Annotated in this window: 17 protein-coding genes; 11 read left to right on the forward strand and 6 right to left on the reverse strand. The window is 68.1% G+C overall.

All coding sequences use genetic code 11. The annotated features are described in order from the left end of the window. Positions 1 to 157: 157 nt before the first annotated feature. The 4 genes from FLP10_RS05365 (at position 158) to FLP10_RS05380 (ending at position 3,964) form a co-directional block, all read left to right on the forward strand. On the forward strand, positions 158 to 1,084 hold the full coding sequence (locus FLP10_RS05365) for an ABC transporter ATP-binding protein (RefSeq protein ID WP_149159939.1): 927 nt from the start codon (positions 158 to 160) through the stop codon (positions 1,082 to 1,084). Continuing rightward, positions 1,081 to 1,905, forward strand: a complete 825-nt coding sequence (locus tag FLP10_RS05370; protein WP_149159940.1) for an ABC transporter permease subunit — start codon at positions 1,081 to 1,083, stop codon at positions 1,903 to 1,905. Before FLP10_RS05365 ends, FLP10_RS05370 begins: the two co-directional genes overlap by 4 nt. Positions 1,906 to 1,973: 68 nt before the next feature. Continuing rightward, the gene (locus tag FLP10_RS05375; protein WP_149159941.1) at positions 1,974 to 3,296 is read left to right on the forward strand and encodes a sensor histidine kinase; all 1,323 of its coding nucleotides are present in this window, start codon (positions 1,974 to 1,976) and stop codon (positions 3,294 to 3,296) included. After that, positions 3,293 to 3,964, forward strand: a complete 672-nt coding sequence (locus FLP10_RS05380) for a response regulator (RefSeq protein ID WP_149159942.1) — start codon at positions 3,293 to 3,295, stop codon at positions 3,962 to 3,964. The genes FLP10_RS05375 and FLP10_RS05380 overlap by 4 nt, the downstream gene beginning before the upstream one ends. 62 nt (positions 3,965 to 4,026) lie before the next feature. On the opposite strand, the gene FLP10_RS05385 is transcribed toward FLP10_RS05380, so the two are convergent. Continuing rightward, positions 4,027 to 4,383 (reverse strand): hypothetical protein, encoded by a 357-nt coding sequence (locus tag FLP10_RS05385; RefSeq protein WP_149159943.1) that lies wholly within the window; start codon positions 4,381 to 4,383, stop codon positions 4,027 to 4,029. 384 nt (positions 4,384 to 4,767) lie between these two features. Here FLP10_RS05385 and FLP10_RS05390 point away from each other — a divergent pair, with 384 nt between their 5' ends. From FLP10_RS05390 to FLP10_RS05415, 6 genes are all read left to right on the forward strand, one after another. Next, a complete protein-coding gene (locus tag FLP10_RS05390) occupies positions 4,768 to 7,152 on the forward strand; it encodes a sensor histidine kinase (protein WP_168209110.1) in 2,385 nt (794 codons plus the stop codon). After that, complete coding sequence (locus FLP10_RS05395) at positions 7,149 to 7,556, forward strand: roadblock/LC7 domain-containing protein (protein ID WP_210418481.1); 408 nt, start codon at positions 7,149 to 7,151, stop codon at positions 7,554 to 7,556. The genes FLP10_RS05390 and FLP10_RS05395 overlap by 4 nt, the downstream gene beginning before the upstream one ends. Positions 7,557 to 7,581: 25 nt before the next feature. After that, the gene (locus FLP10_RS05400) at positions 7,582 to 7,935 is read left to right on the forward strand and encodes a DUF742 domain-containing protein (RefSeq protein WP_212392677.1); all 354 of its coding nucleotides are present in this window, start codon (positions 7,582 to 7,584) and stop codon (positions 7,933 to 7,935) included. Positions 7,936 to 7,951: 16 nt separating this feature from the next. Continuing rightward, positions 7,952 to 8,536 carry a GTP-binding protein gene (locus tag FLP10_RS05405; protein ID WP_149159947.1) on the forward strand — a complete coding sequence of 195 codons (585 nt, stop codon included), beginning with the start codon at positions 7,952 to 7,954 and terminating at the stop codon, positions 8,534 to 8,536. Positions 8,537 to 8,661: 125 nt separating this feature from the next. Beyond that, a complete protein-coding gene (locus tag FLP10_RS05410) occupies positions 8,662 to 9,045 on the forward strand; it encodes a RidA family protein (protein ID WP_149159948.1) in 384 nt (127 codons plus the stop codon). A 155-nt stretch (positions 9,046 to 9,200) separates the two neighbouring features. Further along, the gene (locus tag FLP10_RS05415; protein ID WP_149159949.1) at positions 9,201 to 9,782 is read left to right on the forward strand and encodes a dihydrofolate reductase family protein; all 582 of its coding nucleotides are present in this window, start codon (positions 9,201 to 9,203) and stop codon (positions 9,780 to 9,782) included. A 178-nt stretch (positions 9,783 to 9,960) separates the two neighbouring features. Here FLP10_RS05415 and FLP10_RS05420 read toward each other — a convergent pair whose 3' ends face one another. The 5 genes from FLP10_RS05420 to nrdH all read right to left on the reverse strand — a co-directional run bounded on the left by FLP10_RS05420 (position 9,961) and on the right by nrdH (position 14,920). Beyond that, the gene (locus FLP10_RS05420) at positions 9,961 to 10,539 is read right to left on the reverse strand and encodes a DapH/DapD/GlmU-related protein (protein WP_246150209.1); all 579 of its coding nucleotides are present in this window, start codon (positions 10,537 to 10,539) and stop codon (positions 9,961 to 9,963) included. Between the two features lie 423 nt (positions 10,540 to 10,962). Further along, the gene (gene nrdF, locus FLP10_RS05425; RefSeq protein WP_149159950.1) at positions 10,963 to 11,985 is read right to left on the reverse strand and encodes a class 1b ribonucleoside-diphosphate reductase subunit beta; all 1,023 of its coding nucleotides are present in this window, start codon (positions 11,983 to 11,985) and stop codon (positions 10,963 to 10,965) included. A 55-nt stretch (positions 11,986 to 12,040) separates the two neighbouring features. After that, complete coding sequence (gene nrdE / locus FLP10_RS05430; RefSeq protein WP_149162097.1) at positions 12,041 to 14,146, reverse strand: class 1b ribonucleoside-diphosphate reductase subunit alpha; 2,106 nt, start codon at positions 14,144 to 14,146, stop codon at positions 12,041 to 12,043. 26 nt (positions 14,147 to 14,172) lie between these two features. Next, positions 14,173 to 14,595: a class Ib ribonucleoside-diphosphate reductase assembly flavoprotein NrdI gene (nrdI, locus tag FLP10_RS05435; protein WP_149162098.1), complete on the reverse strand. Its 423-nt coding sequence runs from the start codon at positions 14,593 to 14,595 to the stop codon at positions 14,173 to 14,175. 91 nt (positions 14,596 to 14,686) lie between these two features. Then, entirely contained in the window at positions 14,687 to 14,920 is a 234-nt protein-coding gene (nrdH, locus tag FLP10_RS05440) for a glutaredoxin-like protein NrdH (protein WP_149159951.1), read from the reverse strand. A gap of 453 nt (positions 14,921 to 15,373) precedes the next feature. On the opposite strand from nrdH, the gene FLP10_RS05445 reads away from it, so the two are divergent. Next, entirely contained in the window at positions 15,374 to 16,195 is an 822-nt protein-coding gene (locus tag FLP10_RS05445) for an alpha/beta fold hydrolase (protein ID WP_168209111.1), read from the forward strand. The last annotated feature ends 19 nt before the right edge of the window (positions 16,196 to 16,214 follow it).

Consider the following 16,214-nt stretch of genomic DNA (forward strand, 5'->3'; position numbering starts at 1 on the left):
CAGAGGTATCTTCCCGGAGTCGTGTACCTCGCAAGGATGAGGCGATGCCCTCATCCGCGAGGCGTACGAGCCCGTGCACAGATACCCCAGCCGGGGGCCGACACGCGGGGCCTCGCGTTCCTACCGTTGAGACCTACCCAGACGAAGGGAACATCCCATGATCGAGGCACGAGGCCTCACCAAGAGGTACGGCGATCGTCTCGCCGTCGACGACCTCACGTTCACCGTGCGACCAGGCGCCGTCACGGGTTTCCTCGGACCGAACGGGGCCGGCAAGTCCACGACGATGCGCATGATCCTCGGCCTGACCCGGCCCACGTCGGGCACCGTGACGATCGACGGCCGCCGATTCGCCGACGGGGCGGCGCCGCTCGCGCAGGCCGGCGCCCTCCTGGACGCGAAAGCGGTCCACCCCGGGCGCACCGCCTACCATCACCTGCTGGCGCTCGCGGCGACGCACGGCATCCCGAAGCGCCGGGTGCTCGAGGTCATCGAGCTCACGGGCCTCGAGCGAGTCGCGGCGAAGCGCGTCGGCGGATTCTCCCTCGGCATGGGGCAGCGGCTCGGCATCGCGGGCGCGCTGCTCGGCGATCCCCGGGTGCTGATCCTCGACGAGCCCGTCAACGGGCTCGACCCGGAGGGCGTGCGCTGGGTTCGCCGACTCGCCCGGCACTACGCGGCCGAGGGGCGCACGGTCTTCCTCTCGAGCCACCTCATGAGCGAGGTCGCCGTAACCGCCGATCAGGTGATCGTCATCGGCAGGGGACGCATCCTCGCCGACGCCTCCGTCGCCGAGATCGTCGGCAACGCGACGGCGACGGTGCGGGTACGGACGCCTCGGGCCGCCGAACTCATGCGTCTGCTGACCCGCGCGGGCGTCACGATCGCGAGCGAGACCTCCGATACGCTCGAGGTCACCGGAATCGAGCCCGAGACGATCGCGGCGGCTGCAGCAGGGGCCGGCATCGTCCTCACCGAACTGACGCCACTCGCCTCGACGCTGGAGGATGCCTACATGGCCCTCACCGAGAACGCCGTCGAGTACCGCAGTCATGTCCGCAACGGACAGGAGGTTCCCCGATGAGCGCCCTCGAGGTTCCCGCCGCCGAGCCGAGGATCCGTCTCACCTTCCCGGGCATCGCCCGTTCGGAGTGGCTCAAGCTGCGCACGGTGCGCTCGACGGTGTGGATTGCTGCCGTGACGTTCGGCGTCATGGTCGGCCTCGCAACGTTCCTGTCGTGGGGCATCAAGGGCATCGCCGACACCAGCGAACAGCCGATCCCGTCGGCCACCATCCTCACCGCGGGCGTCACCCTCGCCCAGCTCACCCTGGGGGTGCTGGGGGTGCTGCTGGTGACCGGCGAGTATGCGAACGGGTCGATCCGCGCGACGCTCTCGACGGTGCCGCGGCGCCCGTCCGTGCTCGCCGCCAAGGCGATCGTCGCCGGGCTCACGACCCTGGTGCTGGCCGCCGTCTCGGTCGGCGCCGCGTTTCTCGCCTCGCAACCGATCCTCGCGACCGGGGGCACCGCGATCGACCTCGCGGACGGCGAGCAGGTCCGCGCGATCGTCGGCGGGGTGCTCTACCTGACGCTGGTGACGCTGTTCTCGGTGGGCATCGGTGCGATCGTGAAGCACACTGCGGGCGCCATCTGCGTCGTGGTCGGCGTGTTCTTCGCGCTGCCGATCCTCGTGCAGATCGTGCAGGCGATCGTGAACCTCGACTGGCTCGGGCAGATCCACGGGTATCTTCCGAGCGTCGCGGGTCAGCAGATCATGACGGTCGGCGGCAGCGGCGGGTTCGGCAGTTCGCTCGATCCCTGGGCCGGTCTCGCCGTGCTCGCGGGCTATGCGGCGCTGTCGCTCGTGACCGCGTTCTGGGTCTTCAACCGGCGGGACGACTGATCGACGACGTCCGCGCCTCGGCCTCGCCGGAATCCGTTCGGGTTCCGGCGGGGCCGTCGCGCGCGCGGATGCGGGCGTTCCGGCGCCCTCCGACCGAGGCGAGCGCGGCCGGGCCGTTCACCGAGTTCGATGCCCGCAGGCTCGATCCGATCCGCACCTACCTCGTCCGGCATCCGGCCGTCATGGACGTCGTGGTCGCAACGCTCTTCCTCATCCCGTCGTCGGTCAACGCCGTGCTCATCGCCCTCGGGCACGCGGAGGCGCCCGAGTGGAGCGGGTGGGTGCTGTTCGGCATCGCGCTGGCCGCGTTCGCCCTGCTGCTTCGGCGGCGACGGGAGCCGGTGCTGATCGCCGGCGCGATCACGGTGCTCGGCGTCGTCGCGATCGCGACCACGGGCGACTCGGGCGGCCTCGAACTCGCGGCCGCGTTCACCATCTACGCCGTCGCGTCCTCACGCCGGCCCTCGGTCGCCTGGGTGACGCTCGGACTGCAGGCGCTCACCCTGATCAGTGCGGCGGCCTTGTTCCTCGACGAGACTCCCGGCGGGTCGTCGCGGCCGGTCGAGCTGGATGCCTCCACGTCCCCCGCCCCGTTCAGCACCGTGCTCGTGCTCGGTCAGCTGATCGCACTCGGCATCGGCACGGGCGTTCGCAGCCGACGCGAGCACATCGCCAACCTCATCGACCGCGCCAACGCGCTCGCCCGCGACCGCGAACGTCAGTCGCAGCTCGCGGCAGCGGCGGAGCGGGCGCGGATCGCACGCGAGATGCACGACGTGGTCGCCCATTCGCTGACCGTCATGGTGGCGCTGGCCGAGGGCGTCCGCGCGGCGGCGAACGACCCGCCCCTGGCCGAGGTCGCGCTCGACGCCCTCACCGAGACCGGCCGTTCGGCACTCGACGACATGAGACGGGTGCTCGGCGTGCTCCGCGATCCGGATGCCGAGGTTCCGTTCGCTCCCGAGCGCGCCGTCGGCCTCGACGACCTGATCGCCCGGTTCCGGGCCGCGGGGCTGCCGGTGCGACTCGTCCTGCGCGGCGACGTGCCGACGGGGGCCGTGCCCGCACGCGACGCGGCCGATCGCATCGTGCAGGAGGCACTGACCAACGCGCTCCGCTACGCGCCGGACACCTCGGCGGTCATGGTCGAGGTGAGCCGGCGTGACGAGCGTCGGCACGGCGGCGGCGACTGGCTCGACGTGAACGTCATCGACGCAGGCCCGCCGGCCCGCGTCACCCGCCCCGCGGGGGTCGGCACCGGACGCGGCATCATCGGCATGCGGGAGCGTGCCGCGGTGCACGGGGGCAGCGTCACCGCCGGCCCCGAAGGCAGCGGCTGGCGCGTGCACGCCACCCTGCGTCTCGACCTCGATCCGAAGGAGATCCCGTGACCGATGCGGCCATCAGGGTGCTGCTCGTCGACGACCAGGTGATGCTGCGACTCGGCTTCCGCATCGTGCTCGACGCCGAGGACGACATCGAGGTGGTCGGCGAGGCCGGTGATGGTGCCGCCGGCGTGGCGATGGCGAAGCGCCTCCGACCCGACGTCGTGCTCATGGACGTGCGCATGCCCGGGGCATCCGGTATCGAAGCGACCCGCCGAATCGTCGAGGAAGCGCCGGCTTCGCGCGTCATCATCCTCACGACCTTCGATCTCGACGAGTACGCGTTCGCGGCGTTGCGATCGGGTGCGAGCGGGTTCCTGTTGAAGGATGCGAAGCCCGGCGAGCTCATCGGAGCCGTGCGCGCGGTCGCGGCGGGCGATGCGGCGATCGCGCCCCGCGTGACGCGGCGGATGCTGGAACTGTTCGCGGAACGGCTGCCCGACGCGAGCGCGGCCGCGCACGCCGATGACCGCCTCGCCGCACTCACGCAGCGCGAGTCCGAGATCTTCGCCGCGCTCGGCAAGGGCCTCAGCAACGCCGAGATCGCGCAGCACTTCGTGCTCTCGGAGGCGACCGTGAAGACGCACGTCGCGAGGGTGCTCGGCAAGCTCGGGCTGCGCGACCGCGTGCAGGCCGTCGTGCTCGCCTACGAAACGGGCGTCGCCGGCACCTGACATGTGCTCGGGCGCGGACGCCGGTGCCGTCCCTGCTCAGCAGGCGGCCCGGCGCGCTCGGCCTACACGACCAGGAAGACGTTCATGCTCCAGGTGGCGAAGTACCCGGCGACACCGACCCCGCCCGCGATGACGGCGCCGACCAGCACGCCCCACCAACCCCGCCGGCTCAGGAAGAACGCGGCCGCGACGGCCCCGGCGAGCAGCACCGTCCACACGGCCGCCGGCGCGAGGCGCGCGTCGCCCGCGCATCCTGCCGTAGGAGGGTAGATCGCCGCGCACACCGTGCCGGGGGGTGTGACCGGCAACGCCATGCCCCAGATCCACACGAGCGCGACCGCCGCGATCCCGAGTGCGATCGCGGCTCCGACCCATCCTGAAACCTGTGCGCTCGGATTCTTCGATGCCGTGGCGACCATGCCCTGCACCCTAGCCGCACCGAGGCGACCGAAGCGAGGAGGAAGCCCGGAGAAGCGACAGCCACCAGCCTGTGGACGAGCAACCTGGCGTGCATCTTCTTCCGTTGGGGCGCGCACTGACGCCGCAACACGGAATGGGCCGTCGGCCGAAGTGAGCTATCATCCCATTCAACCGTCAGGACCAGAGTCGCAACGCGGCCTTGCCGAAGGCATCTCCCCCGATGTTCGACTGACGGCAAACAGGCGAGACCGCTGCATCGCTCCCGAGGTGCCGATCGCTCCACGGTCACGGGTCATCGCCGGGAGGGACATATGGCCGAGCCGTCGAGCGGACCCACCGCTCAACGCACCTGGTGGAGGGGAATCCGACCGCGCCTGATCGGCGTGCTGCTCATCCCCATGGTCGCTGCCCTCGCGCTGGGTGCACTTCGTGTGGAGGCCGCCGTCGCCGAGAGCCAAGCAGCATCGCGCGCCGAGAGTCTCGCGAACATCCTTCCCGACAGCTTCCGCCTCGCGATCCGTCTGACCGTGGAGCGCGATTCCGCGAACACCGGGATCTCGGGTTCTGCTCGCGAGGGCATCAGGGTCGCCACTGATCGAGCGATCGAGAGTTGGCGCGACAGCGCCGCAGCGGTCGACGACTCCCAGGATCAAACACTCCACGATGACCTGGATTGGGTCGGCGGCCTGCTGTCTCACCTCGACGCCGTCCGGACCGACATCGGCGAGCCGAGGACCCGGGACGGTGCGGCCGGGACGTACACCGAGATGATCAACACGTTGCTCGGCCTCGGCGCACGGCTTCCGGCACTCGAGGATCCGTCGATCTATCGGCAGGCCGACGCGCTCGCCGAGGTCCGCACGGCCTCCGAGGTCCTGGGATCGCTGCGCGTGGTGGTCGCCGAGGCACTCACGACCGGTCAGCTCGACGCGCAAGGGCTGATCCAACTGGCCGGCGACCAGGGGGTGTGGGATCGCGCGAGCCAGGAATTCATCGCGGGGAGCTCTCCGGTGGCGGCCGAGCAGTTCGCGGCCCTCACCGACCGTGGCCGCGGAACCCAGACGACTCCGCTGCACGTGATGGATCAGATGCTCCTGGCCGGCGGGGTTGCGGGTGTCGATGTGACCGTCGAAGAGTGGCTGAAGCTGTACTCCGACTTCGTCGGTGAGATGGAGGCGGTGATCGTCCAGGCCGCCGACGACCTCGCGGCCGACGTCAGCGACCTCCGGCAGTCGGCCCAGCTGACCGCACTCCTGACCGCGGGGGTCGTCCTGCTGGTGCTGCTCGTCGCGTTCGCGCTCACCGTGCTCGCGTCCCGGTCGATCCTGACGCCACTGGTCGCTCTCCGTCAGGCTGCGCTGAAGATCGCCCACGAGACCCTGCCCGAGCGCGTCCGGCGGATCGAAAGCGGCGACGGCGCGGTCGACACCTCGGTCGAGCCGATCCCCGTCGGTCGGCACGACGAGATCGGCGAGGTGGCCGAAGCCTTCGACGAGATCCACGCCGAGGCAGTGCGACTGGCCGGTGAGCAGGCGCAGATGCGCGCGAACGTCAACCGGATGTTCGTCAACCTCTCACGCCGCAGCCAGAACCTGGTGGAGCGTCAGTTGCGACTGATCGACGAGCTCGAGGCGAGCGAACAGGATCCGGACCAGCTCGCGAACCTGTTCCAGCTCGACAATCTGGCCACCCGCATGCGGCGCAACGACGAGAGCCTGCTGGTCCTGGCCGGCGGTGACACCGGTCAGTCGGCACGCGGCAACGTGCGGGTGCTCGATGTCCTGCGTGCCGCTTCGTCCGAGATCGAGCAGTTCGCCCGCGTCGAGGTCGACTCGTCCGAGTTGGCCGAGCTGCGCGGCGCCGTCGCCGGCGACCTGGTCCACCTGCTCGCCGAGCTGATCGAGAACGCGGCGAACTTCTCGCCGCCCGACTCTCCGGTCGCGGTCCGCACGCTGCCGCGCACGGTGGACGCGCCGCTGGTCATCGAGATCCAGGATCTCGGCATCGGGATGACGCCCGACGAGCTGGTTGCGGCCAACACCAAGCTGCAGACCACCGGCGGGCTCGACGCGGATGTCGCCCGCATGATGGGCCTGGTCGTGACCGCCCGCCTGGCGGATCGCCACCGCATGTCGGTCTCACTTCGAACGGGCGTGCCGAACGGAGTCGTCGCTCGCGTCGAGGTTCCGCTCACCGCTCTGGCGGTGCACGGAACCAAGCCGATTCCGGTCGTCTCGTCGCCGACCACGGATGCCGCGGCTGCCGCGCAAGCCGCTGCCCCCGCGCTCGCGGCAGCCGATGCGGCTCCCGCGGAGATCGCGCCCCCACAGCCTGGTTCCATGTTCGAGGAGTTCGAGGAGACGCCGATCTTCGCCGCACTCCAGTCCGAGTGGTTCAACCGTCGGATGCCGCTGGTCACTTCCGGCCGAGAGGCGAGCAGCCAGGACGACCCGACCACCGCCGTGTCCGAGCCTTCGCCGAGCTGGTCCTCCCCGGGCGACGACGGCTGGAAGCGCGCGGCCGAGGTCGCTCAGCGCCCACGCGAGCCCGAACTCGTGACCGCCGGCGGGCTTCCCAAGCGCGTGCCCGGTCAGAACCTCGTGCCGGGCGCAGCCCCGGCGGCACGGCAGCCGAGTCCGCAGCCCCGGACCACCACGGTCGACGAGCGCCGGAGCGGCGCTCTGTCGAGCTTCCAACGCGGGGTGAGCCGTGCGCGGGGCGACGCGGCGACCGATTCGTTCCGATTCGAGAGATGGGAAGACGAGTGACGACCGCTCCGGCGAACCTCGATTGGCTGGTCGACAGCCTGACTCAGCGCACACCCGACGTCGCCCACGCCATCCTGGTGTCGGCCGACGGACTCCCGATGGCGCGTTCCGCCGGCTTTCCCCCCGACCGGGCCGACCAGCTCGCCGCGATCACCTCGGGGCTGACCAGCCTCACGCAGGGTGCCGCGCGCGCGCTCGGGGCGGGCCAGGTCCATCAGATGGTCGTCGAGATGGACGGCGGATACCTCGTGGTGATGTCAGTCGGCGAGGGGTCGAGCCTTGCGGCGTTGGCCGCGCCGCAGTGCGATCTGGGCCAGGTGGGCTACCAGATGCAGCTTCTGATCGCCCGCGTCGCGACCGCGCTGACGCCCGAGATCCGGACCGCGGCCCGGTCCGGTGCCTGACCGCACCGTTGTCTGAGGAACGATCGTGAGTGCCCCCGACCCCGGTCCTTCGCAACTGGTCAGACCCTACGCCCTGACCCGCGGGCGCACCGCGCCCACGCGTGACTACCCGCTGGAAGCGCTCGTCCGCACGCACCTCCCGGTGCTCGATGACTCAGGTCTCTCGCCCGAGGAGCGATCGATCGTCGATCTGTGCCGCCAGAGCCGTTCGGTCGCCGAGGTCGCGGCGCTCGTGCGAATCCCGCTCGGGGTGGCTCGGATCCTCATCGGCGACCTCGTCGATCGTGGCGTCGTGAGCGTGCACGTGCAGACAGAATCCGATTCCGCCCCTGACGCGACGCTCCTGGAGCGCGTGCTCAGCGGGCTGCGCAAACTGTGAGGAGAAAGCAGAGCTCGTGAGCACCGACACCAGCCAGGCGACCATTTCGGCGAAGATCGTCATCGCCGGAGGATTCGGCGTGGGCAAGACGACCCTCGTCGGCTCGGTTTCCGAGATCGACCCGCTCACCACCGAAGCGGTGATGACGTCGGCGAGCCTCGGCGTCGACGACCTCTCCGCGGTGCCCGACAAGACCACGACCACGGTCGCGATGGACTTCGGTCGAATCTCGCTGGACTCGGACCTGATCCTCTACCTGTTCGGCACTCCCGGTCAGGACCGCTTCTGGTTCATGTGGGACGACCTGACCCAGGGTGCGATCGGCGCCGTGGTGCTGATCGACACGCGCCGCCTGGCCGACTCGTTCGCCGCGATCGACTACTTCGAGTCTCGCAATACCCCGTTCATCGTCGCCCACAACGTGTTCGGAGCCGACCAGAACTACACGGCCGAGCAGATTCGCGAGGCGCTTTCGCTTCGGCCCGAGGTGCCTATCGTCGCGTGCGACGCCCGCGACCGGGAATCGACCAAGGCGACGCTGATCAGCCTCGTCGAGCATGTCCTGTCGCACATCGGCACCACGCCCCCCAGGAGCGCGTAGGGCGAACTGGTGACATCGGCGATCACGCGCGGATGCCACGCCCGTCGACGGTTCGCAGCATGCCGTCTGCCCACGGCGACAACCTGCCCGACCGCGACATGCGCCGGTGGTGGGAGGATCGAACCATGCCCCGAACGACCGTCTCCGCACCGTCCGCCCCCGCCGCGATCGGCCCGTACTCGCATGCCGCCCGAGGGGGCGACGAACTGTTCCTCTCCGGGCAGACCCCGATCGACCCGGCGACGGGGCTCCTCGTCGAGGGCGGTGTCGCAGAGCAGACCCGCCGGGTGTTCCGCAATCTCGAGCACGTGCTGCAGGCCGCCGGAGGAGACCTGACGGATGTCGTGAAGGTCAACGTCTATCTGACGTCCATGGACGACTTCCACGCCATGAACGCAGTGTACGCGGAGGTCTTCACCGAGCCGTTCCCGGCGCGCACGACCGTCGCGGTCGCCGGGCTCCCTCTGGGCGCCCGCATCGAGATCGAATGCGTCGCCGCGATCGGATAGTCGACGGCGGGCTCCGCGCGGTGACGAGCGATGCCCTACTCAATGCGGTCCGCCATGGGTCCGAGACGACATCGCCGCAGCGCGGCGGACGAAGTCGATCCGAGCCTGCGCCGTTCGACGTATGAGCAGAAGCACCGATCCGAGAGGGGCACATCATGAGCACGGTCGTCTTCGATATCAGCGTGTCGCTCGACGGATTCATCGCAGCGAGCGGCATGACCCCCGACGAGGGCATGGGCATCGGCGGGGAGGCACTCCATGACTGGGCGTTCGCGGGCGGTGATCGCGATCGCGAACTGCTCGAGCAGGCCGGCGCACGCCTCGGCGCGGTCGTCTGCGGGCGCCGCACCTACGACAACTCGATCAAGTGGTGGGCGGCCGACGGTCCGACCGGGCCCGCGCGGATCCCGGTGCAGGTCGTGAGCCACAGCACCCCCGACACGGTGCCCGAGGGCGGCGTCTACACGTTCGTCGGTGACATCCGTACCGCCCTCGACGCCGCCCGCCGGACCGCGGGCGAACAGGACGTCGGCATCATGGGCGGCGCCGACATCGCGCGGCAGTACCTGCGAGCCGGACTCGTCGACGAGATCTCACTGCACATCGTGCCGGTGCTCTTCGGCAGCGGCACGCCGCTCTTCGAGGCGTCGTGGCTCGACCGGCACGTCCGGCTCGAACGAGTTCAGGCGATCGAGACGGATGCCGCGACGCACCTGCGTTTCCGCGTCGTGACGTAGCGGCCGCCGCCGAGAAGTCCCAGTCCTCGTCCTTGGCGTGGCAACGGCACTCAGAATCCAGAGGGCACTGCCGACATCGCGGAGCAGGCACTGCTCGAATTCCCGAACCAGCACAGCGGCAAAGCCCCCGCCTTCGGCAGCGTCGAGCGACGCTATACACAAGGCCAGCACTGGCGGGCTACCAACTGCGGATAACCGTCGCTTTCGGCCCGGCGACGAGCACAGCGGCCGGAACATCATCTGCGACGACCGCGCCGGCGGCGATCACCGCATCTCGCCCGATCGTGACACCGGGGAGGATGGTTGCGCCCGCTCCGATCCAGACGTTCTCACCGACGTCGATCGGTGCGCCGGTCAGGTACTGTCGCCGCTCGTCCGGATCGACAGGATGACCGAGGGTGATGAATGTGACTTTCGGGCCCACCATGGTGCCGGCGCCCAGCCGGATGCCGGCATAGTCGAGCAAGGTGCAGTTCTGGTTTATGAATACCCTCTCAGCGAGGTCGATCCGCAGCCCATGGTCGGTGAAGAACGGCGGGTAGATCGTGACTCGGGATGGCAGCGGACGGCCAAGGATCTGTTCGAACAGCGCCGATTTGCCGGGTTCGTCATCGAAAGCGAGCACGTTCAGACGGGATGTCAGCTCGGTCACCTGCAGCACCCGCTCGCTCATCGCACGGAACTCCGGGCCGAGGACGCGCTCACCTCGCGCCAGCAACTCCGGGTCGTGGATCGGCATGAAACGATCGGCGGTCACTCGACGATTCTGCCCCAGACGCATTCGGTTGGCGTGTTGCCTTCCCGTGACTTGACTGCGATGCGGGCAACGAGCTGAACGCTCCTTTGGCCTGCTCGCATCATTATTGCCGTCGGGTCATGACCACAGCGACTCTCACGCCTCGTCGCGGGCGTGGACCCCCTCCACAGCGATCACTGTCACAGCGTCGACCCTCTACCCGAAAAGGGCCAGGGGATCGCTCAGACGAGGTGCTCCTGCGCGCCGGGTATCGGACGCCAGCATGATGAGGTCACTGGCCCCGGCAATTGGGCCTCCCGCGCCAGCCTCGGTTGCCTTCACCCCCGCGTTCCCAACCTGGGTCAACCGTGGATTGGGTCGACTTCGATGGGTTCTCACACGCGACGCACCTGCGTTTCCGCGTCGTGACGTAGCGGCCGCCGCCTAGAAGTCCCAGTCCTCATCCTCGGTGTTGACCGCCTTGCCGATCACATACGACGAGCCCGACCCCGAGAAGAAGTCGTGGTTCTCATCGGCGTTCGGCGACAGCGCCGAAAGGATCGCGGGGTTCACGTCGGTGACGGTCTTCGGGAACATCGGCTCGTAGCCGAGGTTCATGAGGGCCTTGTTGGCGTTGTAGTGCAGGAACTTCTTGACGTCCTCGGTCAGGCCGACGCCGTCGTAGAGGTCTTGCGTGTACTGCACCTCGTTGTCGTAGAGCTCGTACAGCAGCGAGAAGGTGTAGTCCTTCAGTTCGTCGCGCTTGGCCTGGTCGACGAGCTCGAGCCCCTTCTGGAACTTGTAGCCGATGTAGTACCCGTGCACGGCCTCGTCGCGGATGATGAGGCGGATGAGGTCGGCCGTGTTGGTCAGCTTGGCTCGCGACGACCAGTACATGGGCAGGTAGAAGCCCGAGTAGAACAGGAACGACTCGAGCAGCGTCGAGGCGACCTTGCGCTTCAGGGGCTCGTCGCCGCGGTAGTACTCCATGACGATCTCGGCCTTGCGCTGCAGGTTCTCGTTCTCGACGCTCCAGCGGAACGCGTCGTCGATCTCCTTCGTCGAGCACAGCGTCGAGAAGATCGACGAGTAGCTCTTCGCGTGCACCGACTCCATGAACGCGATGTTCGTGTAGACGGCCTCTTCGTGCGGGGTCAGCGAGTCGGGGATGAGCGAGACCGCGCCGACCGTGCCCTGGATGGTGTCGAGCAGGGTGAGGCCCGTGAACACCCGCATCGTGAGCGTCTGCTCCTCGGGCGTCAGCGTGTTCCACGACTGCACGTCGTTCGACAGCGGCACCTTCTCGGGCAGCCAGAAGTTGCCGACCAGGCGGTTCCAGACCTCGAGGTCTTTATCGTCCTGGATGCGGTTCCAGTTGATCGCATTGACGTGGTCGACCAGCTTCAGTTTGCCGCCCGCGTGCGCGGGGTCGTTCGTGGCCGAGTTCACGGGATCCGTGAGAGTCATCCGTCTGTGTCCTTTGCTTCCGAGGTCTCGATACGCTTCGCTACTCGACCAGCGACTAGAGCGTGCAGCTGACGCACATATCGAGTTCCGTGCCCTCGAGCGCCATCTGCCGCAGGCGGATGTAGTAGATGGTCTTGATGCCCTTCTTCCACGCGTAGATCTGGGCCTTGTTGATGTCGCGCGTCGTCGCCGTGTCCTTGAAGAAGAGCGTGAGCGAGAGGCCCTGGTCGACGTGCTGCGTCGCCGCTGCGTAGGTGTCGATGACCTTCTCGTAGCCGATCTCGTAGGCGTCCTGGTAGTACTCGAGGTTGTCGTTCGTCATGAACGCCGCCGGGTAGTAGACGCGGCCGAGCTTGCCTTCCTTGCGGATCTCGATCTTCGACGCGATCGGGTGGATCGACGCGGTCGAGTTGTTGATGTACGAGATCGATCCGGTGGGCGGCACGGCCTGCAGGTTCTGGTTGTAGATGCCGTGCTCCTTGACGGATGCCTCGAGCTCGCGCCAGTCCTCCTGCGTCGGGATGTGCACCCCGGATGCCTCGAACAGCTGCGCCACGCGCTCGGTCGCCGGCACCCACTCCTGGTCGGTGTACTTGCGGAAGAACTCGCCCGACGCGTACTTCGAGTCCTCGAAGCCTTCGAAGGTCTCGCCGCGCTCGATCGCGATCTTGTTCGACGCGCGCAGCGCGTGGAACAGCACCGTGTAGAAGTAGATGTTCGTGAAGTCGACGCCCTCGTCGCTGCCGTAGAAGATGCGCTCGCGGGCGAGGTAGCCGTGCAGGTTCATCTGGCCGAGACCGATGGCGTGCGACTTGTCGTTGCCGTCCTCGATCGAACGCACCGACGCGATGTGGCTCTGGTTCGACACCGAGGTGAGGCCGCGGATCGCGGTCTCGACGGTGCGGCCGAAGTCGGGCGAGTCCATCGTGAGCGCGATGTTCAGCGAACCGAGGTTGCAGCTGATGTCCTTGCCGATCTGCGCGTACGACAGATCCTCGTTGTAGGTCGTCGGCGTGTTGACCTGCAGGATCTCACTGCACAGGTTCGACATGTTGATGCGGCCCTTGATCGGGTTCGCCTTGTTCACCGTGTCTTCGAACACGATGTACGGGTAGCCCGACTCGAACTGGATCTCGGCGAGGGTCTGGAAGAACTCGCGCGCGTTGATCTTCGTCTTCTTGATGCGCGGGTCGTCGACCATCTCGCGGTAGTGCTCGCTGATCGGCACGTCGCCGAACGGCTTGCCGTAGACGCGCTCGACGTCGTACGGGCTGAAGAGGTACATGTCCTCGTTGTTCTTCGCGAGCTCGAACGTGATGTCGGGGATGACCACGCCGAGCGAGAGGGTCTTGATGCGGATCTTCTCGTCGGCGTTCTCGCGCTTGGTGTCGAGGAAGCGCAGGATGTCGGGGTGGTGCGCCGAGAGGTACACCGCGCCGGCGCCCTGACGCGCACCGAGTTGGTTCGCGTAGCTGAACGAGTCTTCCAGCAGCTTCATCACGGGGATGATGCCGCTCGACTGGTTCTCGATCTGCTTGATGGGCGCGCCCGACTCGCGGATGTTCGAGAGCAGCAGCGCCACGCCGCCGCCGCGCTTGGAGAGCTGCAGGGCGGAGTTGATGCCGCGCGCGATCGACTCCATGTTGTCTTCGATGCGCAGCAGGAAGCACGAGACGAGCTCGCCGCGCTGCGCCTTGCCCGTGTTGAGGAACGTCGGGGTCGCGGGCTGGAAGCGCCCGGCGATGATCTCTTCCACCAGGTCGGTCGCCAGTTGCTCGTCGCCCTGCGCGAGGCCGAGCGCGGTCATGACGACGCGGTCTTCGAAGCGCTCGAGGTATCGCTTGCCGTCGAACGTCTTCAGCGTGTAGCTCGTGTAGTACTTGAACGCGCCGAGGAACGTCTCGAAGCGGAACTTCTTCGAGTACGCCAGGTCGTTGAGCTGCTGGATGAACTCGAACGAGTACTGCGCGAGCACCTCGGGCTCGTAGTACTGCTTCTCGACGAGGTAGTCGAGGCGCTCCTTCAGCGAGTGGAAGAAGACCGTGTTCTGGTTGACGTGCTGGAGGAAGTACTCGCGCGCCGCCTCTTTGTCTTTCTCGAACTGGATCTTGCCGTCGGCGTCGTAGAGGTTCAGCATCGCGTTCAGCGAGTGGTAGTCCATGCCACTCGACGTGCGCGGCGCGTCGATCACCGCGAGGCCGTCGGTTGCGCTTGTCGTAACCAAAATGCGTCCAATCCTTCATCGACGGCGCGTACGTCGTCTGGTGTTCCGAAGAGTTCGAATCTGTACAGGTGGGGCACGCCCGTCTTGGCGGCGACGATGTCGCCGGCCAGGCCGTAGGCGCTGCCGAAGTTGGTGTTGCCGGCGCTGATCACGCCGCGGATGAGCGCCCGGTTGTTCGGGTCGTTCAGGAAGCGGATGACCTGCTTGGGCACGGCACCGTGCCCGTCGCCGCCGCCGTAGGTCGGCAGGAGCAGCACGTAGGGCTCGTGCACGACGAGCGGCTCATCCTTCGCGTAGAGCGGGATGCGCAGCGCAGGCCGCCCGAGCTTCTCGATGAACCGCTGCGTGTTCTCCGAGACGCTCGAGAAGTAGACGAGATCCGTCATTGTCATCACCGCTTGGTTCGGACGACCCGGTGGTCGAGTAGCGCCGCGGAGCGACGCGTATCGAGACCCCCGTCGGTCGCCCCCGCGGGCCCTACGCCAGGCGCGAGGCCAGCTCGGCGATCTTGTCGGGGCGGAAGCCCGACCAGTGATCTTCATCGGTGATGACCACCGGGGCCTGCTGGTACCCGAGCTCTTTGACCTGCGCGAGCGCGGTCTCTTCGACCGTGAGGTCGATGACCTCGTATTCGATGCCCTTGCTGTCGAGGGCCCGATACGTGGCGTTGCACTGCACACAGGAAGGCTTGGTGTAGACCGTGACCGTCATGGTTCCCCTCGTCGTTCTCATGGCTCCTGGAGGAGCCGAAATCCCCCGGTGGTGCTGCGACGTTTGCCGCTCTTCAATACTACATCTTGTGTTCGGCGGATGGAACGACCCCAAGATGCTGTAGTTACATTCCTGTAGTTTTCCACCGAGTTCTCCACCGTTCATCCCCAGACGGATGCCCCGGTGATCGGCGGATTCATGCGCTCGGCCCCCGGGTTATCCACAGCGGGTCCGCCGCTCGGACGGATTTGCTGTGGACGGATGCCCCGGCGTGTCGCGTGCACGACATCTGGGCCGCCGGGTGGGCCGAACCCCTACATCTGGTGTTGTGCAGCCCATGCTGCCACCACCCACCGACATCACCGCGGGCGCCCGTCACGTGTCGCCGAGGGCTGCCGCGAGGCATCCGTTCGCCCTACGCTGGAACGCGAGCGGGCACGATCGGGGGCGACGATGACCGAGGCAGCGACGACGAATTTCGCGACCAGCGCCGACGGAACGCGCATCGCATTCGATCGCGAGGGCGCAGGGCCGCCGGTGGTGCTCATCGGCGGCGCGATGCAGTACCGCGCGCCCGGCTCGCAGACAGCCGAGCTCGCCCGGCAGCTCGCCTCGCACGGCTTCGAGGTCGTCGAATACGACCGCCGCGGCCGCGGCGACAGCCCCGCCGATCCGCCCATCACGCTCGCGCAGACCCTCGACGACCTGCGCGCCGTCATCGGCGAGCTGACCGAGGGCGCCGACGACGCGGTCGCGCTCTTCGGCAACTCGTCGGGTGGGGCGATCGCGCTCGCGGCCGCCGCCGCGGGACTGCCGGTCTCGCGGATCGTCGTATTCGAGGTGCCGCTCGACGACGAACTCGGCACGAACGCCGCCGAGGATCTCGCCGCGCTGCGCACCGCGCTCGACGAGGGCGGCAGCGAGGCGGGCATCGCTCAGTTCATGTCGGGTATGCCGCCCGAGTGGTTCGAGAACCTGCGGCAGAGCCCCGAGTGGGAACGCGCCCGCACGATCGGGCCGAGCCTCGTGCCCGACCTCGAAGTGCTCGCGTGGACCCAGTCCGCCGCGCGCAGCGCGCTCTGGGCCGGCATCGCGCAGCCGGTGCTCGCGCTCGTCGGATCCGAGGCGTTCCCGTTCATGCGCGACGCGGCCGATTCGATGGTCGCGAACCTGCCGCACGCCGAGCAGCGCGCGATCGAGGCATCCGATCACCGCTGGGAGCCGCGAGTGCTCGCGCTCGCGATCGCCGGGTTCCTCGTCGATGGGCCGAGGTAGCGCGGCGCGCAGCGCGAAT

The sequence above is a fragment of the Agromyces intestinalis genome, from assembly GCF_008365295.1.
GTDB classification, from domain to species: Bacteria; Actinomycetota; Actinomycetes; order Actinomycetales; family Microbacteriaceae; genus Agromyces; species Agromyces intestinalis.

What these genes read in the sequence shown, in the direction of transcription:
- FLP10_RS05365 (WP_149159939.1), top strand. Translation starts at nt 158, where the DNA reads ATGATCGAGGCACGAGGCCTCACCAAGAGGTACGGCGATCGTCTCGCC.
- FLP10_RS05370 (WP_149159940.1), top strand. Translation starts at nt 1,081, where the DNA reads ATGAGCGCCCTCGAGGTTCCCGCCGCCGAGCCGAGGATCCGTCTCACC.
- FLP10_RS05375 (WP_149159941.1), top strand. Translation starts at nt 1,974, where the DNA reads ATGCGGGCGTTCCGGCGCCCTCCGACCGAGGCGAGCGCGGCCGGGCCG.
- FLP10_RS05385 (WP_149159943.1), bottom strand. Translation starts at nt 4,383, where the DNA reads ATGGTCGCCACGGCATCGAAGAATCCGAGCGCACAGGTTTCAGGATGG.
- FLP10_RS05410 (WP_149159948.1), top strand. Translation starts at nt 8,662, where the DNA reads ATGCCCCGAACGACCGTCTCCGCACCGTCCGCCCCCGCCGCGATCGGC.
- FLP10_RS05415 (WP_149159949.1), top strand. Translation starts at nt 9,201, where the DNA reads ATGAGCACGGTCGTCTTCGATATCAGCGTGTCGCTCGACGGATTCATC.
- nrdF (WP_149159950.1), bottom strand. Translation starts at nt 11,985, where the DNA reads ATGACTCTCACGGATCCCGTGAACTCGGCCACGAACGACCCCGCGCAC.
- nrdE (WP_149162097.1), bottom strand. Translation starts at nt 14,146, where the DNA reads ATGGACTACCACTCGCTGAACGCGATGCTGAACCTCTACGACGCCGAC.
- nrdI (WP_149162098.1), bottom strand. Translation starts at nt 14,595, where the DNA reads ATGACGGATCTCGTCTACTTCTCGAGCGTCTCGGAGAACACGCAGCGG.
- nrdH (WP_149159951.1), bottom strand. Translation starts at nt 14,920, where the DNA reads ATGACGGTCACGGTCTACACCAAGCCTTCCTGTGTGCAGTGCAACGCC.
- FLP10_RS05445 (WP_168209111.1), top strand. Translation starts at nt 15,374, where the DNA reads ATGACCGAGGCAGCGACGACGAATTTCGCGACCAGCGCCGACGGAACG.